We start from the raw sequence: 22,080 nt of genomic DNA, 5'->3' as shown, positions 1-22,080 counted from the left end.
TGCTCAGATGGCCGCAAAGTCGTTTTTCTAACAAACTTCAACTATCGAACTTCTGTTCATCATGCGGCATTGCGGAAGTTATTAAATTAGCACAGCGGTCTTGAAAACCGCCGAGTTCGCAAGGGCTCCGTGGGTTCGAATCCCATCCTTTCCGCCATATCTAGCAAGGGAAATCGGCACCTTTCGGGTGTCGTTTTTTTTTTTTCACGGTGCCGATTGCTAATCCCTTGCTAATCTTGGTGAGGGCAAGTGGATGATATCAATCTGAAGCGGACCCAAAAAGTTCTTGCTCGAAGTCTTGCGCGACTTTTTCTGCATTCCTTGCATCACGTGACTGTAGGGACTCGATGAATATTTCCTGCGTTCCATGGGACAATCTCCTGATTACTCAAGTCTCCTATATTTAGAGAAGTTGTCCATCCTGATTAGGGGGCTTGTGAGTAACATCAGATTTTGTCCAATTATATAACGGCGCTGAAGAGTTAAAATCTGCTCTTTACATTCCAAGGTATATCGTTTCCGTTACAAAAGCGAATAAGTTTGTGGTTGATTTATGTTTTTAAATTAATATATAGTAATATATATAGATTATAATCTTTTGTTGAAGGGTATGGAGTGGAGGAACAAACTTTGTCTGTATCAATAGCTCTGAATATCGCCGTGGTGCTCGTCATTATCAATATTTCTCTGGGTTTGTTGATCGTAGTAACAAGGCGCTTAACTTATCTGGGTCATGCTATTGGAGTAGTTACGTCTCTTGGGCTTGTGATGAGCGCTGTCAAGGCGATGTTCGAGCCGCCACAATACGTGATATTCGTAGACAGTGCTTTTGCATTTACAAGTTTAAGCTTTCGAATGAACGCACTTACTGGATTTTTTTTATTGCTCATTGGCATCGTGGGCTTATTCGCTTCAGTATATGGTATTGATTACGTGAAAGAATACGCGGGACGAAAAGACGTATCACTTTTAGTTGCGGGGGCTCTTGTATTTCTTGCCACCATGGCTTCTGTAGTGCTGGCGGGGAACGTGTTTACTTTTCTTGTTTCGTGGGAATGCATGTCCATCGTATCGTTTCTCTTAGTGATATATGAACATGAACAAGAAGAAGTTAGGAATGCAGGATTCATTTATGTTGTCATGACGCACATTGGAACTGTATTTTTAACTATTTCCTTTCTAATCATTGCTCGTTACTCTGACAGTCTTTCCTTCAATCTTATGAATACTAATCATATGCCAAATGTCATAAAGACGATTGTTTTTTTGTTTGCATTGATTGGATTGGGTACAAAAGCTGGTCTCGTTCCTTTCCATATATGGCTGCCACGGGCACATCCTGTTGCACCAAGTCATGTCTCGGCACTTATGTCTGGTGTGATGATCAAAATAGCCATGTATGGGTTTCTACTCATTGTTTTTGAGTTCTTGAAAGGCGGGCCTATCTGGTGGGGAATACTTGTTTCATGCATCGGGGCAATAACAGCACTTCTGGGGGTTCTGCACGCACTCGTACAACGCGACCAAAAACGAATGTTAGCATATAGCAGTATAGAGAATATGGGACTAATTTTTTTGGGACTAGGTTTAAGCTTGATTTTCATGTCTTTGCATGATCCGATACTTGCTGCATTTTCTCTATTGGCTTCTTTGGTACATGCGTTCAATCACGCATTGTTTAAAAGTCTTCTATTTTTCGGAGCAGGTGCAGTACTCTCGAAAACCCATACGAAAAACATGGATCGTCTCGGAGGTATTATTCGAAAGATGCCATGGACAGCCTGTTTTACCTTGATGGGTGCACTGTCCATATCAGCGATGCCACCATTTAATGGATTCATTGGAGAGTGGATGTTATTTCAATCGGCATTTGCATTAGCCATGTCAGTCCATTCTCCTTGGATGGGTATATATGCTGTGCTGTTGGTTGGTTCATTAACAATGACGGGTGCATTGGTAGCCATGGCATTCGTCCGTTCGTTTGGGAGTACTTTTTTGGCATTACCCAGAAGTGAGTACGTAGAATCGGCGAATGAAGTGGGCATGCTTATGCGAATCGGTATGGCTGGATTAGCTGGGCTCTGTTTGTTTATCGGTATATTTCCAGCCAGATGGGTGTCTATGTTAGGCAACTCTATAAGAGAGATTACCGGAATGTCCTTAAAAATGAATCCATTTCAGTTTGGTATGAACGACATCGCACGTGCAGATGGTCGCCTCTTACTGATTCCCGTTCTCATGACTTCGATATTGGCGCTCATTTTTCTGTGGGGGATTCTTCGCCTGGTTGGGCGACGAACTTCGGCCGTACGAATGGAAACTTGGGCCTGTGGCGGAACATTGACACCGCTTATGACCTACACAGCGAGCGGCTACAGTAAACCAGTGCGGGTTACGTTTCAGCAAATATTCCGACCCTCTCGAACATTACAACGTACAGAAGGAAGCGAATATTTCCCATCTAAATTCGTGTATTTCAGTAAAGTGACCTCGTTTGCCGAAACCTATTTATATCATCCCATCATTCAAACGGTATTAAGTATGGCTCGGCTCGTTCGAGCGATTCAAAATGGACAAGTTCAAAGTTATTTGGCGTATTTGTTTGTCACCCTGATTGTGCTTTTGATATTGGTGAAGTGAGGTGAAACTAGGCATGATACATGTGCTTCTAGAAATCTTACAAGTCATTTTTATTATAGGGGTTTCACCGCTTATTCAGGGGATTGTCAAAAGGACAAAAGCTATCCTTCAGGGACGTCAGGGGCCGTCGGTTTGGCAACCTTATTATGATTTACACAAGTACCTGAACAAAGACGAAGTCTTATCTATCCATGCATCCTGGTTATTTTTAATCACACCTTATGTTGTGTTTGTAACGATGATTGCTGTTGTGGCGATGATCCCGGTGTTTATTACTCATACACTTTTATCTTTTACGGGACAGTTAATGCTTGTGGTCTATTTGTTTGGCTTGTCTCGATTTTTTACAGCACTTGCGGGAATTGATACTGGAAGTTCATTTGGAGCCATGGGCTCGAGCCGAGATATGTTTGTATCTGCATTGGCAGAACCCGTTCTTTTTATAACGTTACTTGCTATCGCCTTGCCAATGAAAACCACTAATCTTACGTTGATAACTAGCCGAGCAGTCACAGGTCATTCACCACTTTTATCACCGACATTTTATTTGGCCTTTTTGGCGTTTTTGATTTTAGTGATTACAGAAACCGGTAGAATTCCAATCGATAACCCAGATACACATTTGGAATTAACCATGATTCACGAAGGAATGATTCTCGAATATTCTGGGAAACGTTTGGGGTTGATGATGTGGAGTGCATGGATAAAGCAAGCAATCATGTTTACTTTGTTGTTAGATTTTTGTTTTCCTTGGGGGATTTCGTTGGTAGTCCATGGATCCATGCTTATAGCAAGTTTCATCATGGTTTTCTTGAAGCTCACTGTTATTGCAATTGTTATTGCGTTTGTAGAGATGTCATACGCAAAAATACGATTCTTTCGTATTCCAAGACTGTTATCAGCAGCATTTGCCCTATCTATAATTTCAATTTTAACTAATTTTTTACTCTAAGGAGAATGTATATTGATGCTTTTACAAGTATTTACGATTGTGTTAATAATGAGTACCCTAGCGTTGCTCTGGATAAAACCAATCGGAACCGCCATCAAGATTTTGTCAGTTCAATCCCTAATTCTTGGTCTTATGGCCATACTTATCGCAGTGCGAACAGATACTCCAGATTTATATATTATGGGGGGATTAACCATCCTTATGAAGTCCATCGGTATCCCATGGATTCTCTGGTATACCCTTAAAAAAATCGGAATGAAGCGGGAAACTGAAAAGCTAATCGGGCGTGAACTTTCCATACTTTGCGGGGGACTAATATTGGCCATCAGTTACATCGTGACAGGGAAATTGCATCTGTCTTCCATCAGCTTAGGTCAACAGTATTTACCCATTTCAATTGCGATGTTACTTATGGGTCTATTGATAATGATGACGCATCAAAAAGCCATTATGCAGGGAATAGGACTGGTTGTAATGGAGAACGGTTTGTTTCTAGTCGCGCTTGTCACCACATACGGGATGCCGTTTCTCGTAGATATTGGAGTCTTCCTGGATGTGTTCGTTGCTGTGATTCTCATAAGCATGCTGACTTACCGGATCGATAAAACGTTCCAAAGTACACACACAGAAAATTTGCGCAGACTTCGGGGGTGAGGAAATGGTAACCATTTTATCTTTGGTCGTACCTACAGTAACAGGGGTTCTCTCCATCTTCATCCGTCGAGCTTGGTTGCGTGAAACGATTCATTTGATTGGCAGTATTGCTACATCATTTATAGGGCTCCTATTAGTGGGCACAGTAATCATTCAAGGACCCATCACGAACTCAAATCAATTTTTTCACATTGATGCGCTCAGTGCCGTTATTTTAGCCATCATTTCGATTGTGAATTTAACCACTTCCATACATTCTATCGGCTACATAAGGCATGAACAAAAGGAAGGTCTTTTGAATGTTAGACAGACCAGGCAGTATTACATGTTGTATCACTTCTTTATTGCAACAATGGTATTTGTAGCCGTTGTCAATAATATGGGGCTTCTCTGGGTCAGTATAGAAGCAACCACAATAGTTTCGGCGTTTTTAGTGGCCATTTATCAAAAAGGAGAAGCGCTAGAGGCAACATGGAAGTATCTGATGATTTGTAGTGCGGGCATCGCTTTTGCGCTATTGGGAGTCATTATTCTCTATGCGTCGTCCATTGCTAAACTTGGAGCAAGTAATCAAGTCTTGAATTGGACAGTTTTGTCTAATTCTCATTTTGTGTTACAGCCCGATCTCGTTGCCCTGTCATTTGTTTTTATCATGGTTGGCTTCGGAACGAAAGTTGGATTGGCACCAATGCATTTTTGGCTTCCTGATGCCCATAGCCAAGCCCCTTCCCCTGTCAGTGCTCTGTTATCAGGCGTTTTACTCAATTGCGCCATGTTAGGATTAATTCGGTTTGGTATTGTTGCTGAGAATACTATCCATGGGCAATTGATTCAACATCTTTTCATTGGATTTGGTTTATTCTCTGTCGGGATTGCTTTTCCGTTCATTCTTGTGCAGAAAGATTTCAAGCGAATGCTGGCATTTTCCACGATTGAGCACATGGGGATTATTGCGGTTGCGCTAGGTATGGGTGGTCCATTAGGGTACTCTGCTGCACTGCTACAAATGTTCAATCATTCAATGGGGAAATCGATGCTTTTTTTGACTGCGGGTAATGTCAATCAGAAATATAAGTCTAAGCAAATGCCTCGAATTTTTGGAGTACTTCAAAGCATGCCTTTTACAGGGTTTGTTTTTTTAATAGGCACGCTGGCAATTACGGGTGTACCTCCATTCAATATATTTACCAGTGAATTTTCTATCTTCGTTGCGGGATTTAGAGAGGGGCATGCATGGATAACAAGTGTTCTCATTCTTTTTATTGCTTTCATTTTTGCAGCCATGATGTTCCATATGATTAAGATGATTTTTGGAGAAAACGTTCGAGAGCGGATGTCAACGGGTGAGGTCAGTCGATGGAATACCATTCCACTCGTTTTACCTTTGTTTTTTGTCGTTTTATTTGGCCTATACATGCCCACTTCATTTACACAACTGATTCACCAAGCATCGTTAATTCTTGTAGGAGGAGTTCGCGCATGAAAATATCTAGGATAATCGTGGCTCCACATGAGCTGATTCATGCATGTCGTACAGTTATCGCAAATCATGGCCGTTTTATCACGATGGTTGCCTCTGATGAGTGTGGTAGGGAGATCGATCGATTTGTTGTACGTTATATCTTTGCACATGACGGGAAATCCATGCTCAATGTGGTGGAAAGCGTGTTAACGGAAAGTAACTGTTCTTATCCTACGTTATCTTCTATGATTCCGGCTGCATCATGGGCGGAAAGAGAAGCTCATGATCTTTTCGGGATTTTTCCTGAAGGACATCCCGATTTACGTCCTTTGGTTTTACATGATGATTGGCCGGAAGGTGTATATCCATTACGAAAGGACTATGCCTTAAGAGAAAAGCAAGAACGGGATTCCTTCAGTTCGTGGTCTTATCCAAAGGTAGAAGGCGAAGGTGTGTTCGAAGTTCCTGTTGGGCCGATTCATGCAGGGGTAATTGAGCCAGGGCATTTCAGATTTCAAGTCATGGGAGATTCGGTGCTTCATCTAGAAGCGAAGCTGTTCTACACCCATCGTGGAATTGAAAAGCGTAGTGAGGGAATGTCTGTTGTCAAGGGATTGTATCTCGCTGAACGCATTTGCGGTGTGTGCAGTGTTTCTCACGCATTGTCCTACGTTCAGGCAATTGAACAAATTTCAGAAACGAGGGTTCCTGAAAGAGCCATTTTCTTGCGTGTTCTGTTTGCTGAATTGGAACGCTTATACAATCACGTTGGAGACATTGGCAACATGTGTGCGGGAATTGGATACGCATACGCAGTTAATCACGGTGCTCATTTAAAAGAACAACTGATGCAGTTGAATGACTTTATCGTTGGACATCGTTTTTTGAGAGGTTCTATTGCGTTAGGCGGCGTTACAGAAGATATCACAGAAGAGAAGCTGAGATATATTGAAACCACATTAGAACGTGTTAAGAAAGAATTCAATGAAATAGTGGAGCAGATATTGTCTCACGACATAGTGGTCAATCGTTTTTCGAATACAGGTATTTTATCTGAACGAATTGCTAGGGAACTTTCCACGGTTGGACCAACAGCTCGTGCATCTAATTACGACATCGATGTTCGCCGTGATCTGCCATATGCAGCTTATGATCAACTTGTCTTTGAGGTGCCTACATTCATGGAAGGTGATGTCATGGCCCGGTTCAAGCAAAGATTTCTTGAAGCCAGACAGTCCTTTCAAATCATTGAGCAAGTGATAAACCGTACGCCTAAAGGGGATATTCGTGTTCCTATTGGAGACTTAATACCATACTCCTTCGGCATTGGTATGACAGAATCGCCACGTGGAGAGAATGTGCATTTTGTCATGGTAGGCGAGAATAACACCATTTATCGCTACAGAGTCCGTTCTGCACCGTACGCCAATTGGCCTGCTGTACCCATTTGTGTACCTGGAAACATCATTCCGGATTTTCCGCTCATCAATAAGAGCTTTGAGCTGTGTTATGCATGTTGTGATCGGTAGTTGCCATTTGCTCTTAAGATTGTATAGGAGATGATACGGTTGATTGCAGTCTTAAAGCGGCTATGGAAACATGGGATTGGAACCATACCAAAAGATGAACTTTTGCACGTGAACGGAAGAGGAAAATTATTATTGGATGACACAAAGTGTACGGCTTGTGGTGATTGCGTTCTGGAATGTCCAAGTGAAGCATTGTCTTTACGTCGTGTTCAAAACGAGTTTGATTTCTCTATAACCTATAGCTCGTGTATTTCTTGTCGTGTATGTACAGAGGTTTGCCCAACCAATGCATTTTCGTACGCGAATGAACCTATGCCAAGTGTTCAACTACGAGATGAACTCGTCGTCCATTATACAATTAACAGAGATGAATCAGAACCGAAAGGGGAAATCGTAAGTGACCGAGATCGAAGAGAAGTTATCCTCAAGAATTAAACAATGTTTTGCTCGTTCTCTACACATTCGACATGTTGACTCCGGGTCATGTAATGGTTGTGATTTTGAGATAACAGCATTGATGAATCCGGTGTATGATATTCAGCGATTTGGCATTGATTTTGTCGCTTCCCCTCGCCATGCGGATATGCTTCTTGTTACTGGCGGTGTGACTCGAAATTTAGAAGCAGCGTTGCGAAAAACATATGAGGCTACGGCACATCCCAAAATGCTGGTAGCTATTGGGGGATGTGCATGTGGTGGAGGAATGTTTGGAGACACGTATGCACATTTAGGTGGTGTTGATAAAATATTACCTGTGTCTGTTTATGTTCCAGGGTGTCCACCACGTCCCCAAGCGATTTTAGAAGGAATATTGCACGCTATCGAGCGGGCGCATGAATTGGAATCTTCACGAAAGGGGAATGGTGCATATGCTGCAAGAACTTCAAACGTTTAAGGCAGAATTTTTTAAGGCACTGTCCAATCCATTTCGTATTCGAATTTTAGAGTTGTTACGAGATGGGGATAAGTATGTACATGAATTACAGGAGCATATGGGTGTTGATAACGCTGTCGTCTCACAACAATTGGCAGTTTTGCGCAGTAAAAACATAGTTATCGGTGTAAAAGAAGGAACAAAAGTTATGTATTCGGTGCGCGATCCGCTTGTTTTCCAATTACTCGACATCGCGAAAGAAATCTTCCAGAACAACTTAACCAACACGATACAGATGTTGCAAGAAATAGACAATCAGGAGTGATTTTTGTTGATTTAAACTACACTATGATTCTGCGTATGGATCGGAATCTTGATGATGAGACACATCTCACGTGTGAGATGGTAAGCCTTTGACTGGATAGTACCTTTTATGTCGGCGTCTGTGTTTTGGTTCTATGTTCGAAGTGGATAGATAACCTTGTTCAAAGGAGGGTCAGGTTTATGCAATATTCTTCTCACAACATAGTGGTAAAAGGGAGATTGGTAGATGAACAGACGCGTTGTGTGCATTATTCAGGACCAACTGACGTCATTGCAATTAAATTCCCGTGTTGCCAAACTTATTTTCCTTGCCATGCTTGTCATGAAGAATTGGCCGATCACGCTGCGCAAATATGGCATGCGCATCAGTTTCATGAAAAGGCTGTTCTTTGCGGCGTTTGTCATCAAGAATTAACCATTCAAGAATATTTAAACAGCCACTTCCAATGTCCATCTTGTGGAGCCTCTTTTAATCCTGGCTGTCAACTTCATTACTCGCTCTATTTTGAACAGGAATAGATTGTTGGAGTTAAAGTCTAAATTCATTTAATCGCTCGGATTGATTCAATAAAAATTCTTTAAAAACCAGCGTTGATTTTGTGTGGAAATCAGATTTTTGTGTAATGATAAAGAAATTTCTTTGAATGGGCGAAGAAGATATGTGTATTTCACGTAATGATTTCCATTCAAGTTCTCTGCGCACAACCCACTTTGAGAGCACCGTAAGTCCGAGACCCGCCGCTACGGATTCTTTAATAACTTGAGTACTGCCATATTCGACTAAGGTTGAAGGAGATATGCTGTAAGTTTGAAAGACAAAGTCTGTAATTTCTCTTGTTCCTGAACCATTTTCGCGAACAATCCAGGTCTCTTTACTGAGCTTATCTAATACAGAGTTTTTATATTGATGAATGGGGTGATCGTTCGCAGCTACAATGACTACCGTATCTTCTGCAAAAGTTTCTACTTCTACAAAGCGATGATCAATGAGCCTACCCTCAATAATACCTATATCCAAGTTTCCTTTGGAAACATGTTCAACAATTTTATGTGTATTGGCAATTTGAATGGTCGAATGAATTTTAGGATAGAGATCGCGAAACTCGGCCACAAGATAAGGCAAAACGTATTCCCCGAATGTAAAACTTGCCCCTATGTTCAGTGAACCGCTGGCTTCATTCTTCATGTCGTGAATAAGATGATTCATTTGTTTGTATAAATTCAAGATTTCTTTGGCATGATGATAGGCTATTTCTCCTGCCTTATTTAAGCGGATAAATTTATTGGTTCGATCCAATAATTTGATATCTAGGCGTTGTTCAAGAGATTGAATATGTTGGCTGATGGCAGGTTGACTGATATGAAGTTTATCTGCCGCTCGTGTGAAATTCTGTTCTTCAGCTACCGTGATAAAAGCTAACAATTGTTGATCCATGATCGAGCCTCCTGAACATACCGTATATATAATCATTTACTTATCATAACGATTCTAATAAAAAATTGTACTTATTGAAAGTAACGAATTATCATATGACGTAGTGAAGCTTGGAGGTGGACATGGTGAGTCTGATTAGACAGTTTGCTCCTAATTGGTTTACTACAGTCATGGGAATAGGGATTGTGGCAGGTTTGACGTATACTTCTCCATTTCCAATTCCTTATCAACATCAGATAGGTATGATTCTGTTTGGGATGCTGAATGTTGTTTTTTTGTTGGCTTTTCTATTTTGGATTGTACGTTGGATACTTCATACAGATGAAGCAATCAATGATTTTCGACATCCAGAACGAGCGTTATTTTACGGAGCTTTGGCAATGGGCATGAATGTGGTTGGCAATGATTATCTGCTCATAGGCACTCATCTGATTCATAGTTCTATAGCAATTGAGATAAGCAAAGTCATTTGGGTATCAGGAACTTTAGTCTCCATCTTTACAGTCATTGTCGTGCCTTATCTACTGTTTGTTGAGCATTCGGTGGAACAGCACCAGACACTTGCAACTTGGCTGATTCCTGTTGTACCTCCCATCGTAGCAGCTGCCACGGGTACGAACCTGATTCCATATTGGGGAGATATTAACACTCAATTTGCCATTACCGCAATCATTATTGCGATGTTTGGGATGACATTCTTTTTGTTTATGATGGTCAGTGCTCTCGTCTATGCAAGATTGGTGTATCATCAACGCTTAAGTGGAATAGCAGCACCTAGTTTATGGGTGGAGATTGGACCTATTGGCATGTCGATGGGGACTCTTAGTACTTTACCTCTTAAAACCCAAGCTATTTTCGCTCCCTACACCAATATTCTTCATGGCATAGGTCTGATATTTTCGATGGCTATGTGGGGAGTTGGAGTATGGTGGATCATCATTTCTGCCATGCATTCTATCTTCCATATGAGTCATCGTGGCGATGGATTGCCGTTTCATTTGGGCTGGTGGAGTTATGTATTCCCAATTGGTAGTTTTACAAGTGGCACGTACGCATTAGGTCACCTAGTTCACGATTCGTTTTTTACTTTCGCAGGCCTTATTCAACTTGCTATTCTGTGGGGATGTTTTGTTATCGTTTTTGTCCGTACAGCTTCTGGAGTTTGGAAGGGTACCTTACTTCAGTGGAAAATTTCACAGCCAAAGCCTCAAGTAGATACCCAAAACCAAAAAACTGCCTAGCTGTCATCCCTGTAAATATATGTTGAAAAGACAAAATGCCCATCCCAATTTTGTTGTTTGGAATGGGCAAGTTTTCTTTCAATCATAAAGTAACGTATGTTATTTTCAATGAGTACGAGTTGTGCGGGTGATGAAAGTGAAAAGAATAGCCAGTAAGCCAAGAATGAGCGTAATACTTACCCAACTTGTAGGTTGGCTGATGACCATTGGCCCTAAGATAACGGGAACAATAGCGACACCGATATTAGAAGCCAAGCTGTATCCAGCTGTGTTCAAACCAGCGCTTCCTGCGTTTTCCGCTCGTTTTGCAGCTTCTTCAAGTGTAAGTGTATACCATCCGTTTCCAAAGGCGCCGGCCAAAAAGAAAACGACTGAAAGAAGTCCGCTGTTGTTTTGAACATAGCCTGTCAAAACAAGAGTTATCCATAGTATGCTCAGCCAAGTGAATACAGCCAGTGTCACCATCAGTGGTTTGAGACGAGATGTGGTTTCTCCAAGTACTCCAAAAAGTGCCGCACCTACTGCCGAGCCAATAAAGGTTAAGCCTGAGAGCAGTCCCCCCAGTATTTCCGCATGGGCTACATGTAAATGAGCAAGCGCTGCGGAGGTAATACCTCCAATCATGACACTGGTAGACGAAACAACAAAGCCAATAATCCACCAATTTGAATAGGTCAGGCGTACTCGAATGGAAGATGCTCCAGTCTCGGGACGAGGAACGGATCGGACGGCAAAGAACAGCCAGATACCTATCAACGCATTTAGTGCAAATCCAAGCCATAGAGCAGTAGAGAGTCCTAGGTTGGACGATAATAATGCGCTGATACCCATGCCAAGAAAGAGAGCGCCAATGGTTAGACCAGTTCCTGCTTTGAGGCGTCGGACCCCGCTTAAGCGCAATATGGATCCAATCGGAGCGATGAGAAAAGGGTAAGCAAGTGCTGCAACGATTTGAGCCATTAAAAAAAGTGTGTAGTTATGAGCAAAAGCGCGCAATAAGAGTCCTAGACTAGAAAGAAGAATGGCTAAAGTCAAAACAGGAGCAGGCCCACTTTTGGCTGTCCATACACCCGCCGGAATGGAGCCAACCACCATAGCGTATCCATACATGGAAATAAAAAGTAAAACTGCGGAAATGGAAACATGGAGTTCGCTGGCAAGACCGGGTACAAGTGGGGCCAGCATAAACCAGGCAAAGCCAAGTACAAATGCAAATAGAACGTATGGAATAAGAACTTTTTGTCCTGAATTCATCTTTTTTCACCGCCTTTCTACTCGGTTGAGAAATTCCTTCATTTTTTTCTCATAAGATAGTAGGTCTTCATTCATTGGAGAGTGAGAGCAACCTGAGAATATATGGAATTCCGAATTCGGAGTCATAGCCGCATAAGTACCTGTGGAGGCAGGAGACGCTTCATCCCATTCTCCGCAAGTAAAAAGGGTCGGCATGGACAATGTGGACAGAATATCCGTACGATCAAAGCCTTTTAAAGTTCCAGTTGCATAAAATTCTGTCGGTCCCCACATAGTTTCGTATACTTCCAGACCAAATGCCGCGCTGGCTTCTGCAGCTTCTTCTTTTGTTCGATCCGTTTGCCGGACATGCCGTTTCTCATAAAATTTGGTAGCGTTTCGATATTCTTCTGTATCGTAATTTCCAGTCCGTTCCCCCTCAAGAAGTGCTTCCTGAATATGCGGGGGCAAAAGGCTGCGGTAATGTTCAGCATCTTCCAGCCATCTAGCCGCTGAAAGACATGGACCTGAGAAAATGCAACTAAGAATGCCTTCGGGCTGTTCCTTGAGATATTCTGCTAAGAGCATGGTTCCCCAGGAATGGCCAAGAATGTGCAACTCTTGCAGATGGAGTTCCTTGCGTAGAATCTTTAGTTCATCAACAAACCGTTCAATTCTCCACAAGTTTTTTTGCTGAGGGCGGTCTGATTGTCCACAACCTAACTGATCGTAGACCACGACCAGTCGTTCTTCTGATATCCGTTCGGCAAATGGACGAAATCCAAGATGAGAGCTGCCAGGACCGCCATGCAAAATCAATAAGGGAACCGTATTTTCTGGTCCCCACATTCGATACCAAACTCTTCCGCCTTCTACTTGTACCCATCCGCTATTATCCATAGTAGACTCCTTTCCGTACGCAACTCTACAATCTGTTTGTTCGACGAGTATTCATGGACAAATCAGTCTTCACGAATCGGTGGTTTTGAGAGAAGTTTAGCATGTTTCTCTGACGCATGGTGATTAAAGTCACTGTAAAGAGTATCATTAGTGTCCAGAACATTTGCGTATGCATAAAAAACAGTGAAGGCCAGTCTCGGGTTAAAGTATTTAATAAAAAGGTAGTGGGCAATGAGAGAAGAACGGCACTTGACCAGCCGCCTATCGCTGCTATTTTATATTTTTTCTGGGAGACTACCAGAATTAGAGCAGGCAGGGCAAAAATAAGATGCATTTCTTCAATGAGTGGCGAGAAAAGCAACGGCGTCAGGCTGGAAAGTGCAAAATGGCTAGAATGGCTGACAGGTAACTGGCGAGCAAAATGGACAATCAAAACGGCACTCGTTAGGACAAACAAATAGTAAAATGGGTACAGACTTTGTAGATTTCCGCTCAGCCAATGGTGCTTAGCGAGATCGGCCAATACGCCCAAGATAGATTGGTTGTATGGGGCGGGACCGTTTTTCATGCTATTTTGACCAAAGGTAACAAATTCACCAACATAGTGTAGAAGCGTGGACCATCCTACGTAAAAAGAACTCCAGATGGTCAATAGAAGTGAGAATAACAATGTATAAGCGCCTAGTCTCCATTGTTTTTGTAGCAAAAAGTATAATAATACAGCGGCTGGTGTCACTTTCCAGACAATAGTCAGTGCTAGAAATAGAGCCGCAATCCAAGTTTTTTTTCGATAGTAATGAAAATAGAAGGCAAGCGCTAGACAGGTTAACAATATACTGTTGACATTGCCAGCAGCAATATCAATTTGGACAGGTGTCAATAAGAAACTAGCGGCAATCCAAAAGAACAGATTGGGCCAGCGAAGATGCGGAAGCATCATTTTGAGCGTTAGATATACGGCAAGACAGTAAGAAAGAATGGAAATGACGATCCAGATACGGGCTGACCAAATCCAAGGAAGATGCCCCATGAATGCCCAAAATACAGCAAATTGTGGTGGATAGACGTATTGATTGTGGATGTTATACGGAAATCCATGCTGAATAGCAAATTGTTGTTCAGAAGCGATTTGGTAAAGTTTTGGCCATTGGTGAGCCGGATGATGCAAAATGGCCTGAAAAGCTGTGTAAAAAAAGGCATAGTCGTAATGTACCAGTCGGCTAACTGACATACCCTTCCATTCAAGCCAAGTGGAAAGGATGAGCAGGACAAAAATAAATGTATAGAATCCGGTCTTTAGGAAAGACCTCGTCGCTGGTGGACGATAAGATAGTTGGTATTGTATAAGATTATGCAGTTTCAATAGAATTTTCATCCTTCCCTAACATTCCCCGGCAACTAGATCTGTTTTTTTCACAGGAGCTTGAACCAGTATAAAGAATGATCAGGGACTGACGGTTAAAAAGTTTTCACTGATTCTTGATGAACTTGTGAAGGATTCACTCCCCATCTACGAGATAGGGCTATTCGCTTAATGGCATGTTCTCCAATGATTGTGTTGAGGGTAAGTTTTTTACAGTGAATTGATGGCGTAGAATATAGCCGATAAGAGTGGTCAGGAGCAAAAGCAAACCTGTCACCCAGAAGACGCTATGTACGCTGTAGGCCCCTGCCAGAGCTCCTCCAACCAGCGGCCCTAACATGGTACCCACTTGATTCGCTGTCTGGTTCAGACTAAAAGCGCGACCACGAAAATCTACGGCTGTTGATTTGACAACCAATCCATTGAGCGCCGGATAGACAGCGCAGAAAAAAGCTCCATATATAAAACGAACCACAGAAAAACCCCAGATATTATGAAATGGAATCTGTGCCAAGTTTCCTAATGCACCACCTAGTAATCCAATCCAAAGGATTTTCAAAAAACCTGTCTTTTCTGACCATCTTCCCCATCTGGGGGCAAAAACAACACTGGCGATACCAGTCAATGAGAAGACAATTCCAGCTAGTAAAGAGGCGTTTTTGACGGAACCGCCAATTTGCACAATGTAAAGCGGCAGAACAGGCTCAATGGTCATAATAGAAAAGGATGTAAGAACAGTCAGAAGCATAACCAGAACCAACGGTCGATTACGCATAGCGAGACCAACCGACTGGAAAGTGGATTGTTTATCTTTGGCGGGAGTAAAGCTGGTCTCATGAACCCAAAAAATGACAAGCAGTGTAGATAGCAGAACCATGATACCAGCGCTTGCAAAAGCAATGCGATTGTTAAAAATCCGAGCTATGGCGCCGCCCAATAATGGACCAAGAATGCCTCCTGTTGAAGAAGCAGTAGAAATCATGGCCAACGAATAACCTACTTTGTGCTCAGGAGTACTCGTTCCCACCAGAGCGATTGCTCCGGGAATATATCCGGACAGAAGCCCCATTAGCACGCGTAAGACAAGCAATTCATAGGGATTCTGAACAAATGACATCAGAACATAGAGAACGGCCAATGAAATGCCAGCACGAACAATCATGGGCTTTCTTCCATAGCGATCGGCCAAAGTACCCCAAAATGGAGCAGAAAGTGCTCCGGCAAAAAAAGCAGCGCTATAGAGCATGCCAGACCACAGTTCAGTATGGTGATGGACTCCAATTTGCAGCAAGAAAAGTGGAAGAAACGGAATGACCATGGAGTAACTGGCTGAAGTGACCAAGCAACCAATCCAAAGCAATAGAAGGTTGCGTTGCCAACTTTCCATATATCTCAATTTTTGCATGAACAGCGCCTCTTTTATGTAAGGAATGTCTGGATTGAGGGTTTGTGCTTATCTTACCCTTTCGGCATTCGAAAGAAAAGATGATTTACATTGACTGCGCTTTCATTGAAAGTTATCATCATTTTAAAGATGAAACATTATTTCATATATGAAACTAATATGAGAGCTTTATTCAATGGGGAGGCTTAACGAATGGATTTTCAACTTCCTGAGGATTTAATCTTAATGAGGGAGACCGTAAGAGATTTTGTTCGTCACGAAGTAGAACCGTATGCAATGCAGATTGAAGAAGAGGACAAGGTACCGGACAGCATATTGGAAAAAACCAAGCGAATGGGGCTCTTTGGACTGAGTATTCCCGAAGAATACGGCGGGATGGGCCTGAGTATGCTTGGGGAATGTGCGGTATTTGAAGAATTGGGTGCCACCATCAACGGTTTTACCACAATTATTGGCGCTCATAACGGCATCGGTTCAGTGGGCATTGTTGAATTTGGCAACGAGCAACAAAAGCAGCGTTATTTGCCTCGCATGGCGAGTGGGGAGTGGCTTGGAGCGTTTGCGTTGACTGAACCCCAAGCTGGTTCCAATGCAGCAGCGATTCGAACACGAGCTGTCAAAAAAGGTGATCGTTATGTGATCAATGGCCAGAAAATATACATCACCAATGCTCCTTATGCGCAGGTATTTACCGTTATGGCTGTTACCGATCCGGAAAAAGGCGCCAAAGGTATTACCTCTTTCATTGTGGAACGAAGTTTTCCCGGGTTTCAGGTAGGCAGTGTAGAAAAGAAAATGGGTTTGCATGGTTCTCATACAGCACAAATCTATTTTGAAGATATGGAAGTTCCTGAAGAAAATGTTTTGGGACATGAAGGAGAAGGGTATATTAACGCACTTAAAATTTTGGCTAACGGACGTGCTGGATTGGCAGCTCGCTGTCTTGGTTCATGCCAGTACCTGTTAGATAGAAGTGTGGCCTACGCTCATGAGCGCCATCAGTTTGGGAAACCAATTTTTGAACAGCAAATTATTCAGCATTATTTAGCTGACATGGCTACACAAATTGAAACACTTAGATGGATGACCTATCGAGTAGCTTGGATGGCTGATCAAGGACAAAATGTAGTTAAAGAAGCTGCGATGTTAAAGTTGTATGGATCAGAAGTGTACAATCGGGTGGCCGATTTGGCGGTTCAAATTCACGGTGGAATTGGTTATATTGCGGAATATCCGATTGAACGTTTTTATCGTGACGCTCGAATTACGCGCATTTACGAAGGGACGTCAGAAATTCAGAAAAATATTATTGCTAGTGAACTACATAAAGCATATCAAAAACAGAACGATTGAGAGGAGAATCGTTGAGTGGAAAATGTTTGGCTAGTAGGTTATGTGCGTACACCCATAGGAAGACAAGGTGGAGCGCTGAGCCGTGTTCGTCCAGATGATCTCGCTGCTCATGTCATCGCAGGCGTATTGCAAAAAAGTGGTGTTTCACCTGAAGAGGTGGAAGAAGTTTTCTTTGGCTGCGCCAATCAGGCGGGGGAAGATAATCGAAATGTTGCTCGTATGGCCGGATTGTTAGCTGGGTTACCAGAAACGGTACCTGGCGTAACAGTCAATCGGTTGTGTGCTTCTGGACTTGAGGCGTTTATTCAGGCGGCACGAGCCATTCAATTGGGAGACTTGGATGTAGCGATTGCGGGTGGTGTCGAGTCGATGACGCGAGCGCCTCTGGTTCTGCCTAAACCAGATATGGAATTTGTACGTGGCAATCAAACGCTTTGGGATACAACTTTAGGGTGGCGTATGGCCAATCCTCGTTTCCCTTATCCAACCGAGAGTATGGGTGAGACTGCAGAGAATGTAGCCGAAAAATATGGCATCTCTCGTGAGGAACAGGATCAGTTTGCTTTGGAGAGTCAATCCAAAGCGAAAAAAGCGCAAGATCATGGTGTTTTTGCAGAAGAAATTTTACCAGTTACGGTAAGACAGGGTAAAGAAACTTGGGTTGTGGATACAGATGAACATCCAAGGCCGCAGACGACGCTAGAAAGTTTAAGTAAACTTAAACCCGCTTTTCGTGAGGGAGGAACAGTTACCGCTGGCAATGCATCAGGGATTAACGATGGAGCGGCAGCGCTTTTACTTGTATCTGAGCGGCGTGGCAGGGAATTGGGATTGCGTCCGATAGTGCGCTATGTAGCAGCTGCTTCTGCTGGCGTAAGTCCAAGATATATGGGGATAGGTCCAGTGCCGGCAACAGAAAAGGCGCTCAAAAAGGCTGGATTGAAAGTTGAGGATTTAGACAAAATTGAGCTCAATGAGGCGTTTGCAGCTCAGTCATTAGCTTGCATCCAACAATTAAATTTACCACCGGAGCGTGTCAATGTGCATGGTGGTGCAATTGCACTTGGCCATCCACTAGGTTGTTCAGGGGCGCGTCTGGTAGGTACGTTGGCTATGGAGTTGTCAAGAACGGGAGGGCGATATGGCTTAGCAACATTGTGTGTAGGTGTTGGTCAGGGACTGGCTGCCATTGTGGAGAGACCGGAATAGTGATGGATAGAGAGGAAATGAAATCGGTTGAGAATACTGAAAACTCAGCAACGACGGATGTAGCCTATGAGGTGCCATCTGTTGCACTTGCCATGTCTATCTTAAAATTGCTTAGCCGATATAAGACACAATCTTGTACACTGACAGAAATCTCTAAACGTACCCATGCAAGTAAAACAACTTGTTTGCGCGTTTTGCGAACTCTGGCGCGGGGAGATTTTATCCGTTACGACAAGGTATCGCGCTGCTATAGTCTTGGAGCTTATTTAATTCCGCTAGGCAATCGCGCGTCGCAAATGGTCAGTGGCGTTTCAGAAGTCATGTTGGAATTGCCACGTTTGGCAGAAAAAGTTGGCGAGACAGTGATGCTTCTTGAACGTCTTCCAGAAGATGCTGTCATTGTCTTGGCCAAAGCTGCACCGTCTAGCGAGGTGGCTCGCGCAGATGTGTCGATAGGCCAATTATTTGCTGGGCTTGGTGGAGCATTTGGTCGCTGTTTTCTAGCCTATGATGCACCGTCAGCCTGGCGTAAACATTGGATGAAAATGACTGCTACTGGCGATCGCGTTGCAAAAATGTGGTCCTCGCAGGAGACTTTTTATGAGGCTCTGGAAACAACCAGACGTGTAGGTGCCGCAGTTTCTCATGGTGAAATGGCTGCAGGTTTTTCATCCGTGGCGGTGCCTCTGTTCGCTTCGGATGGCAGTGTAGCGCTTGTGCTTGCTGTACTTCTCTTAACGAGTCAATATCAAGAAGAACGAGGCAAAGCCATGATTCGAATTTTGCAACAGACGGCGGAACGATGGCGAGGCTTGTTTTAAGTAAGATAGAGTGAAGCAACTTTAACGGATCTCTCGTTGATCAACTGTCCATATTGAAAGATTTGGTAGGGCAAAGATATTTAATGTTGAGAGATAAGCTCCTTGATAAGGAGAGATGAAACTTGGAAAAACGAACTGAATTGCTGCGCGTGCATCCTGGTGCGCGTGCGGTTGTTCTCATTGTTCATGGCATGGGAGAGTATGCGGAACGCTACGGTTGGCTCGTTGACCAGTTATATCATGCACAATATACCGTTTGGGTGGGCGATTTGCCGGGACATGGGGGATTTGGCATTCTTGGTCACTTAGAAGATTTCAGAGAATATTTACTTGTCTTGGAAAACGATTTACTGCGCTTGCAGGCACAATTTCCTAAATTACCTATTGTCCTTTTCGGTCACAGCATGGGTGGTTTGATCGTTCTTCGCTATTTGCAAGAATTACAGAAACCAACTGCCTTAAGTGCTGTCACGCTCAGTTCTCCTGCTCTGGATGTGGCCATTCCGATTTCCAAATTGACTTTACGCCTAGCTGGAGTGCTCAGTTCTACCATGCCCCGCCTGCGTTTATCGACACGTATTCAAGCTAAGGATGTCACTCGCAATTTAGAAATTCAGCATGCTTACACCAACGAACAGAGAGTGTTGAAAAAAGCAAGCGTTCGTTTTCTCCATGAGTTTTTTAAGGCAATGGATACCTGTAGAAGGAAGGATATAAAGCTAGAGATTCCAGTTCTCTGGATGCAGGCAGGCGCCGATCGCGTTGTTTCTGTTATAGCCAGCCGCGCTGGCTTTGAGCGGTTGCAGGCGGCTGACAAGACTTATCGCGAGTACCCTGACTGTTACCATGAGTTGTTTAATGAACCGAATCGTTTGGAAATTTTTCACGACTGGCTTCGTTGGCTGGAAGAGCATATACCAGGAGCTCAAATCCATAGAGAGACTTATCCTTCGCCGTTACCTTCCTAATGCGTTTCTAGTGATTGGACAATGTGTGCCAACAGTTTTGGGAGCGTCTCAAAAGTATAGACTGCGTCAACAGATTCATCGGGACGATGAGCGCCAACACCGCTTGTACCTATCATAAATGTGGCAGTCTGTAAGGTCGTCCCTGGTGAAGCGTAGGATTGGGCAGGAAAATTCTTTGCAAACGTTTCATCCTCCCAGTCTGGGGACTGACTGAGAAAACTAAGATCGGAAATATAAGGAAAGTAAGTGCGGCAAAAGTAAGGGATTTTTGTTTCTCTAGAAAACTGTTCCACAATCGGCCAGAATCGATTTTGCATCAAGGAAGGCGTATTGACTCTGGGAATCAGTCCGTTGGCAAAATAGACAACGATGAGCGGTCCCTTAAAATTTCCACGTTGAATTAAAAAATCTACCATCAATCGACAACGCTCCCGCAATTCTACACTGAGAGTCAACGATTCACTGTAACGTAGGGTATCTGAGCGAACTTCTTCAGAGGCGTGATTCCAAATGTTTTCATAAGTATAGACGGGTATTTTTTCTGGGAGTACTTGACTGGCTTGCAAGGAATGTAAATGTAGTATTGTGTTATTCATTTCTTCCTCGATTAGCTCAGAGATTCGTTTGAGTTGTTCGGAGGGCGAACGAGTCATATGAAAAAGATTGTAATAAGCGCTAGCTGAGATGGCTGTTTGTACGTCGTAGAATGGTTTGTCGTCTCGCTGGTAAAGGGAAACAGGTAATGGGCAACGTTCGTTTTCTGTAGCATCTACTAAGTCTGAACAATAAACCAATTTTTGAGTAATCCTGGATAAGAGATAATTCGGATCAATTCCATGTTCTGGTTCAGCGGCATGGCTTGGCAGACCGCGTACATACACAGCAGGGAGCAATTTGCCAATACTTCCTGCATAAATGGGATACGGGTCTCCAACTTTGGGTTGTTCAGTATAATCTGTATTTAAGACCCATTGTAAATGAATGTTGTGATTGGTTGTATAGTCCTCTAACCAACGACTTAAAGTTTTGGCTCCTCGTGATCCGACTTCTTCGTCAGGTGTAGCTGCAAAAAACAAGTGCATATCTATGGATGCTTCCACCATTTTTTCAAAAACAGTACAAGCTGCTGCTACACCTGATTTCATGTCCAAAATTCCTCGCCCAAACAAGAATCTTCCACTCGAGGCACGTTTGGCTGCCGCTTCTCCAAGTGCACCTGATTTTGCAAGTTCTGTCAATTCCAACGGACGATGAGCAAGGGATTCGAAAGGACCGTAGTCATTTGTGCCAACTGTATCGGTGTGACCAAAAAGTAGCAACCCCTGTTTACCCGTACCGCTATAGTGGGCAATCAGTGTAGGACGGAAAAGCGGATCGTCCATACTGGGAATTAGAAATAGTTTTACCTTGCCTTTTTGTACTGCAGGCAGCCGTTTCAACCGATGATATAAAAATTCAATAATTGCTGTTTCGCCAGAGCTTCCGTTCACGGAGGGAATGGCGGTCAAATCGAGAGTTAATTTTCTGGTCAATGTAGATAATTCGGTCATCCCTTTTCACATCTCCTATGAGAATGAACTCCATTGTTAATATGTGTTTTCATTGTAACAGGATTAAATTGTTGTATATGAAGTGTTGTTAAGGAAAGGCTGAAGTTTGGTTGAGAGTTGGAAAAATGATAAACTTTATTTTGGTAAGTGAGTGGCTGGATATCAGG

At 43.1% G+C, this 22,080-nt stretch carries 20 protein-coding genes and 1 tRNA gene; 15 read left to right on the top strand and 6 right to left on the bottom strand.

Annotation, left to right across the window (positions count from 1 at the left end):
• Positions 1 to 73 precede the first annotated feature (73 nt).
• The 10 genes from BUA75_RS06165 to BUA75_RS06120 all read left to right on the top strand — a co-directional run bounded on the left by BUA75_RS06165 (position 74) and on the right by BUA75_RS06120 (position 8,954).
• A tRNA-Ser gene (locus tag BUA75_RS06165) sits at positions 74 to 157 on the top strand.
• Positions 158 to 630: 473 nt separating this feature from the next.
• Positions 631 to 2,640: a proton-conducting transporter transmembrane domain-containing protein gene (locus BUA75_RS06160; RefSeq protein WP_072873714.1), complete on the top strand. Its 2,010-nt coding sequence runs from the start codon at positions 631 to 633 to the stop codon at positions 2,638 to 2,640.
• A 13-nt stretch (positions 2,641 to 2,653) separates the two neighbouring features.
• The gene (locus BUA75_RS06155) at positions 2,654 to 3,592 is read left to right on the top strand and encodes a respiratory chain complex I subunit 1 family protein (RefSeq protein ID WP_072873713.1); all 939 of its coding nucleotides are present in this window, start codon (positions 2,654 to 2,656) and stop codon (positions 3,590 to 3,592) included.
• 15 nt (positions 3,593 to 3,607) lie between these two features.
• Positions 3,608 to 4,246, top strand: a complete 639-nt coding sequence (locus BUA75_RS06150; RefSeq protein WP_072873738.1) for a hypothetical protein — start codon at positions 3,608 to 3,610, stop codon at positions 4,244 to 4,246.
• A 4-nt stretch (positions 4,247 to 4,250) separates the two neighbouring features.
• A complete protein-coding gene (locus BUA75_RS06145) occupies positions 4,251 to 5,729 on the top strand; it encodes a hydrogenase 4 subunit F (RefSeq protein WP_072873712.1) in 1,479 nt (492 codons plus the stop codon).
• Positions 5,726 to 7,237, top strand: coding sequence for a hydrogenase large subunit (locus BUA75_RS06140; protein ID WP_165611958.1), 1,512 nt, complete (start codon positions 5,726 to 5,728; stop codon positions 7,235 to 7,237). Before BUA75_RS06145 ends, BUA75_RS06140 begins: the two co-directional genes overlap by 4 nt.
• Before the next feature lie 30 nt (positions 7,238 to 7,267).
• A complete protein-coding gene (locus tag BUA75_RS16515) occupies positions 7,268 to 7,672 on the top strand; it encodes a 4Fe-4S binding protein (RefSeq protein WP_083574127.1) in 405 nt (134 codons plus the stop codon).
• Positions 7,635 to 8,132 (top strand): NADH-quinone oxidoreductase subunit B family protein, encoded by a 498-nt coding sequence (locus tag BUA75_RS06130; protein WP_072873710.1) that lies wholly within the window; start codon positions 7,635 to 7,637, stop codon positions 8,130 to 8,132. Before BUA75_RS16515 ends, BUA75_RS06130 begins: the two co-directional genes overlap by 38 nt.
• Positions 8,107 to 8,436, top strand: coding sequence for an ArsR/SmtB family transcription factor (locus tag BUA75_RS06125; RefSeq protein WP_072873709.1), 330 nt, complete (start codon positions 8,107 to 8,109; stop codon positions 8,434 to 8,436). The genes BUA75_RS06130 and BUA75_RS06125 overlap by 26 nt, the downstream gene beginning before the upstream one ends.
• Positions 8,437 to 8,615: 179 nt before the next feature.
• Entirely contained in the window at positions 8,616 to 8,954 is a 339-nt protein-coding gene (locus BUA75_RS06120; protein WP_072873708.1) for a CHY zinc finger protein, read from the top strand.
• A gap of 10 nt (positions 8,955 to 8,964) precedes the next feature.
• Here BUA75_RS06120 and BUA75_RS06115 read toward each other — a convergent pair whose 3' ends face one another.
• Positions 8,965 to 9,870 carry a LysR substrate-binding domain-containing protein gene (locus BUA75_RS06115; protein ID WP_072873707.1) on the bottom strand — a complete coding sequence of 302 codons (906 nt, stop codon included), beginning with the start codon at positions 9,868 to 9,870 and terminating at the stop codon, positions 8,965 to 8,967.
• Between the two features lie 125 nt (positions 9,871 to 9,995).
• Here BUA75_RS06115 and BUA75_RS06110 point away from each other — a divergent pair, with 125 nt between their 5' ends.
• Positions 9,996 to 11,111, top strand: a complete 1,116-nt coding sequence (locus BUA75_RS06110; protein ID WP_072873706.1) for a TDT family transporter — start codon at positions 9,996 to 9,998, stop codon at positions 11,109 to 11,111.
• A gap of 105 nt (positions 11,112 to 11,216) precedes the next feature.
• Here the strand turns inward: BUA75_RS06110 and BUA75_RS06105 are convergent, their stop codons facing one another.
• The 4 genes from BUA75_RS06105 to BUA75_RS06090 all read right to left on the bottom strand — a co-directional run bounded on the left by BUA75_RS06105 (position 11,217) and on the right by BUA75_RS06090 (position 15,994).
• Positions 11,217 to 12,365: an MFS transporter gene (locus tag BUA75_RS06105; protein WP_072873705.1), complete on the bottom strand. Its 1,149-nt coding sequence runs from the start codon at positions 12,363 to 12,365 to the stop codon at positions 11,217 to 11,219.
• A 6-nt stretch (positions 12,366 to 12,371) separates the two neighbouring features.
• Positions 12,372 to 13,244: a proline iminopeptidase-family hydrolase gene (locus BUA75_RS06100; protein ID WP_072873704.1), complete on the bottom strand. Its 873-nt coding sequence runs from the start codon at positions 13,242 to 13,244 to the stop codon at positions 12,372 to 12,374.
• A gap of 25 nt (positions 13,245 to 13,269) precedes the next feature.
• Complete coding sequence (locus tag BUA75_RS06095; RefSeq protein WP_165611957.1) at positions 13,270 to 14,475, bottom strand: glycosyltransferase family 87 protein; 1,206 nt, start codon at positions 14,473 to 14,475, stop codon at positions 13,270 to 13,272.
• Between the two features lie 292 nt (positions 14,476 to 14,767).
• Positions 14,768 to 15,994 (bottom strand): MFS transporter, encoded by a 1,227-nt coding sequence (locus BUA75_RS06090; protein WP_072873736.1) that lies wholly within the window; start codon positions 15,992 to 15,994, stop codon positions 14,768 to 14,770.
• Positions 15,995 to 16,204: 210 nt separating this feature from the next.
• On the opposite strand from BUA75_RS06090, the gene BUA75_RS06085 reads away from it, so the two are divergent.
• From BUA75_RS06085 to BUA75_RS06070, 4 genes are all read left to right on the top strand, one after another.
• A complete protein-coding gene (locus tag BUA75_RS06085; protein WP_072873702.1) occupies positions 16,205 to 17,365 on the top strand; it encodes an acyl-CoA dehydrogenase family protein in 1,161 nt (386 codons plus the stop codon).
• 15 nt (positions 17,366 to 17,380) lie between these two features.
• Positions 17,381 to 18,574: a thiolase family protein gene (locus tag BUA75_RS06080; protein ID WP_072873701.1), complete on the top strand. Its 1,194-nt coding sequence runs from the start codon at positions 17,381 to 17,383 to the stop codon at positions 18,572 to 18,574.
• Between the two features lie 2 nt (positions 18,575 to 18,576).
• Positions 18,577 to 19,395: an IclR family transcriptional regulator gene (locus BUA75_RS06075; RefSeq protein WP_129583536.1), complete on the top strand. Its 819-nt coding sequence runs from the start codon at positions 18,577 to 18,579 to the stop codon at positions 19,393 to 19,395.
• A 122-nt stretch (positions 19,396 to 19,517) separates the two neighbouring features.
• A complete protein-coding gene (locus tag BUA75_RS06070; RefSeq protein WP_083574124.1) occupies positions 19,518 to 20,363 on the top strand; it encodes an alpha/beta hydrolase in 846 nt (281 codons plus the stop codon).
• Here the strand turns inward: BUA75_RS06070 and BUA75_RS06065 are convergent.
• Positions 20,360 to 21,913, bottom strand: coding sequence for a M20/M25/M40 family metallo-hydrolase (locus tag BUA75_RS06065; RefSeq protein ID WP_072873700.1), 1,554 nt, complete (start codon positions 21,911 to 21,913; stop codon positions 20,360 to 20,362). The two genes, BUA75_RS06070 and BUA75_RS06065, sit on opposite strands and share 4 nt — an antisense overlap.
• Positions 21,914 to 22,080 lie beyond the last annotated feature (167 nt).

The sequence above is a fragment of the Alicyclobacillus tolerans genome, assembly GCF_900142255.1.
In the GTDB taxonomy this organism is placed as follows: domain Bacteria; phylum Bacillota; class Bacilli; order Alicyclobacillales; family Alicyclobacillaceae; genus Alicyclobacillus_I; species Alicyclobacillus_I tolerans.
Note: the sequence above shows the minus strand (reverse complement) of the source record. Positions and strands in the feature narration are given on the sequence as shown.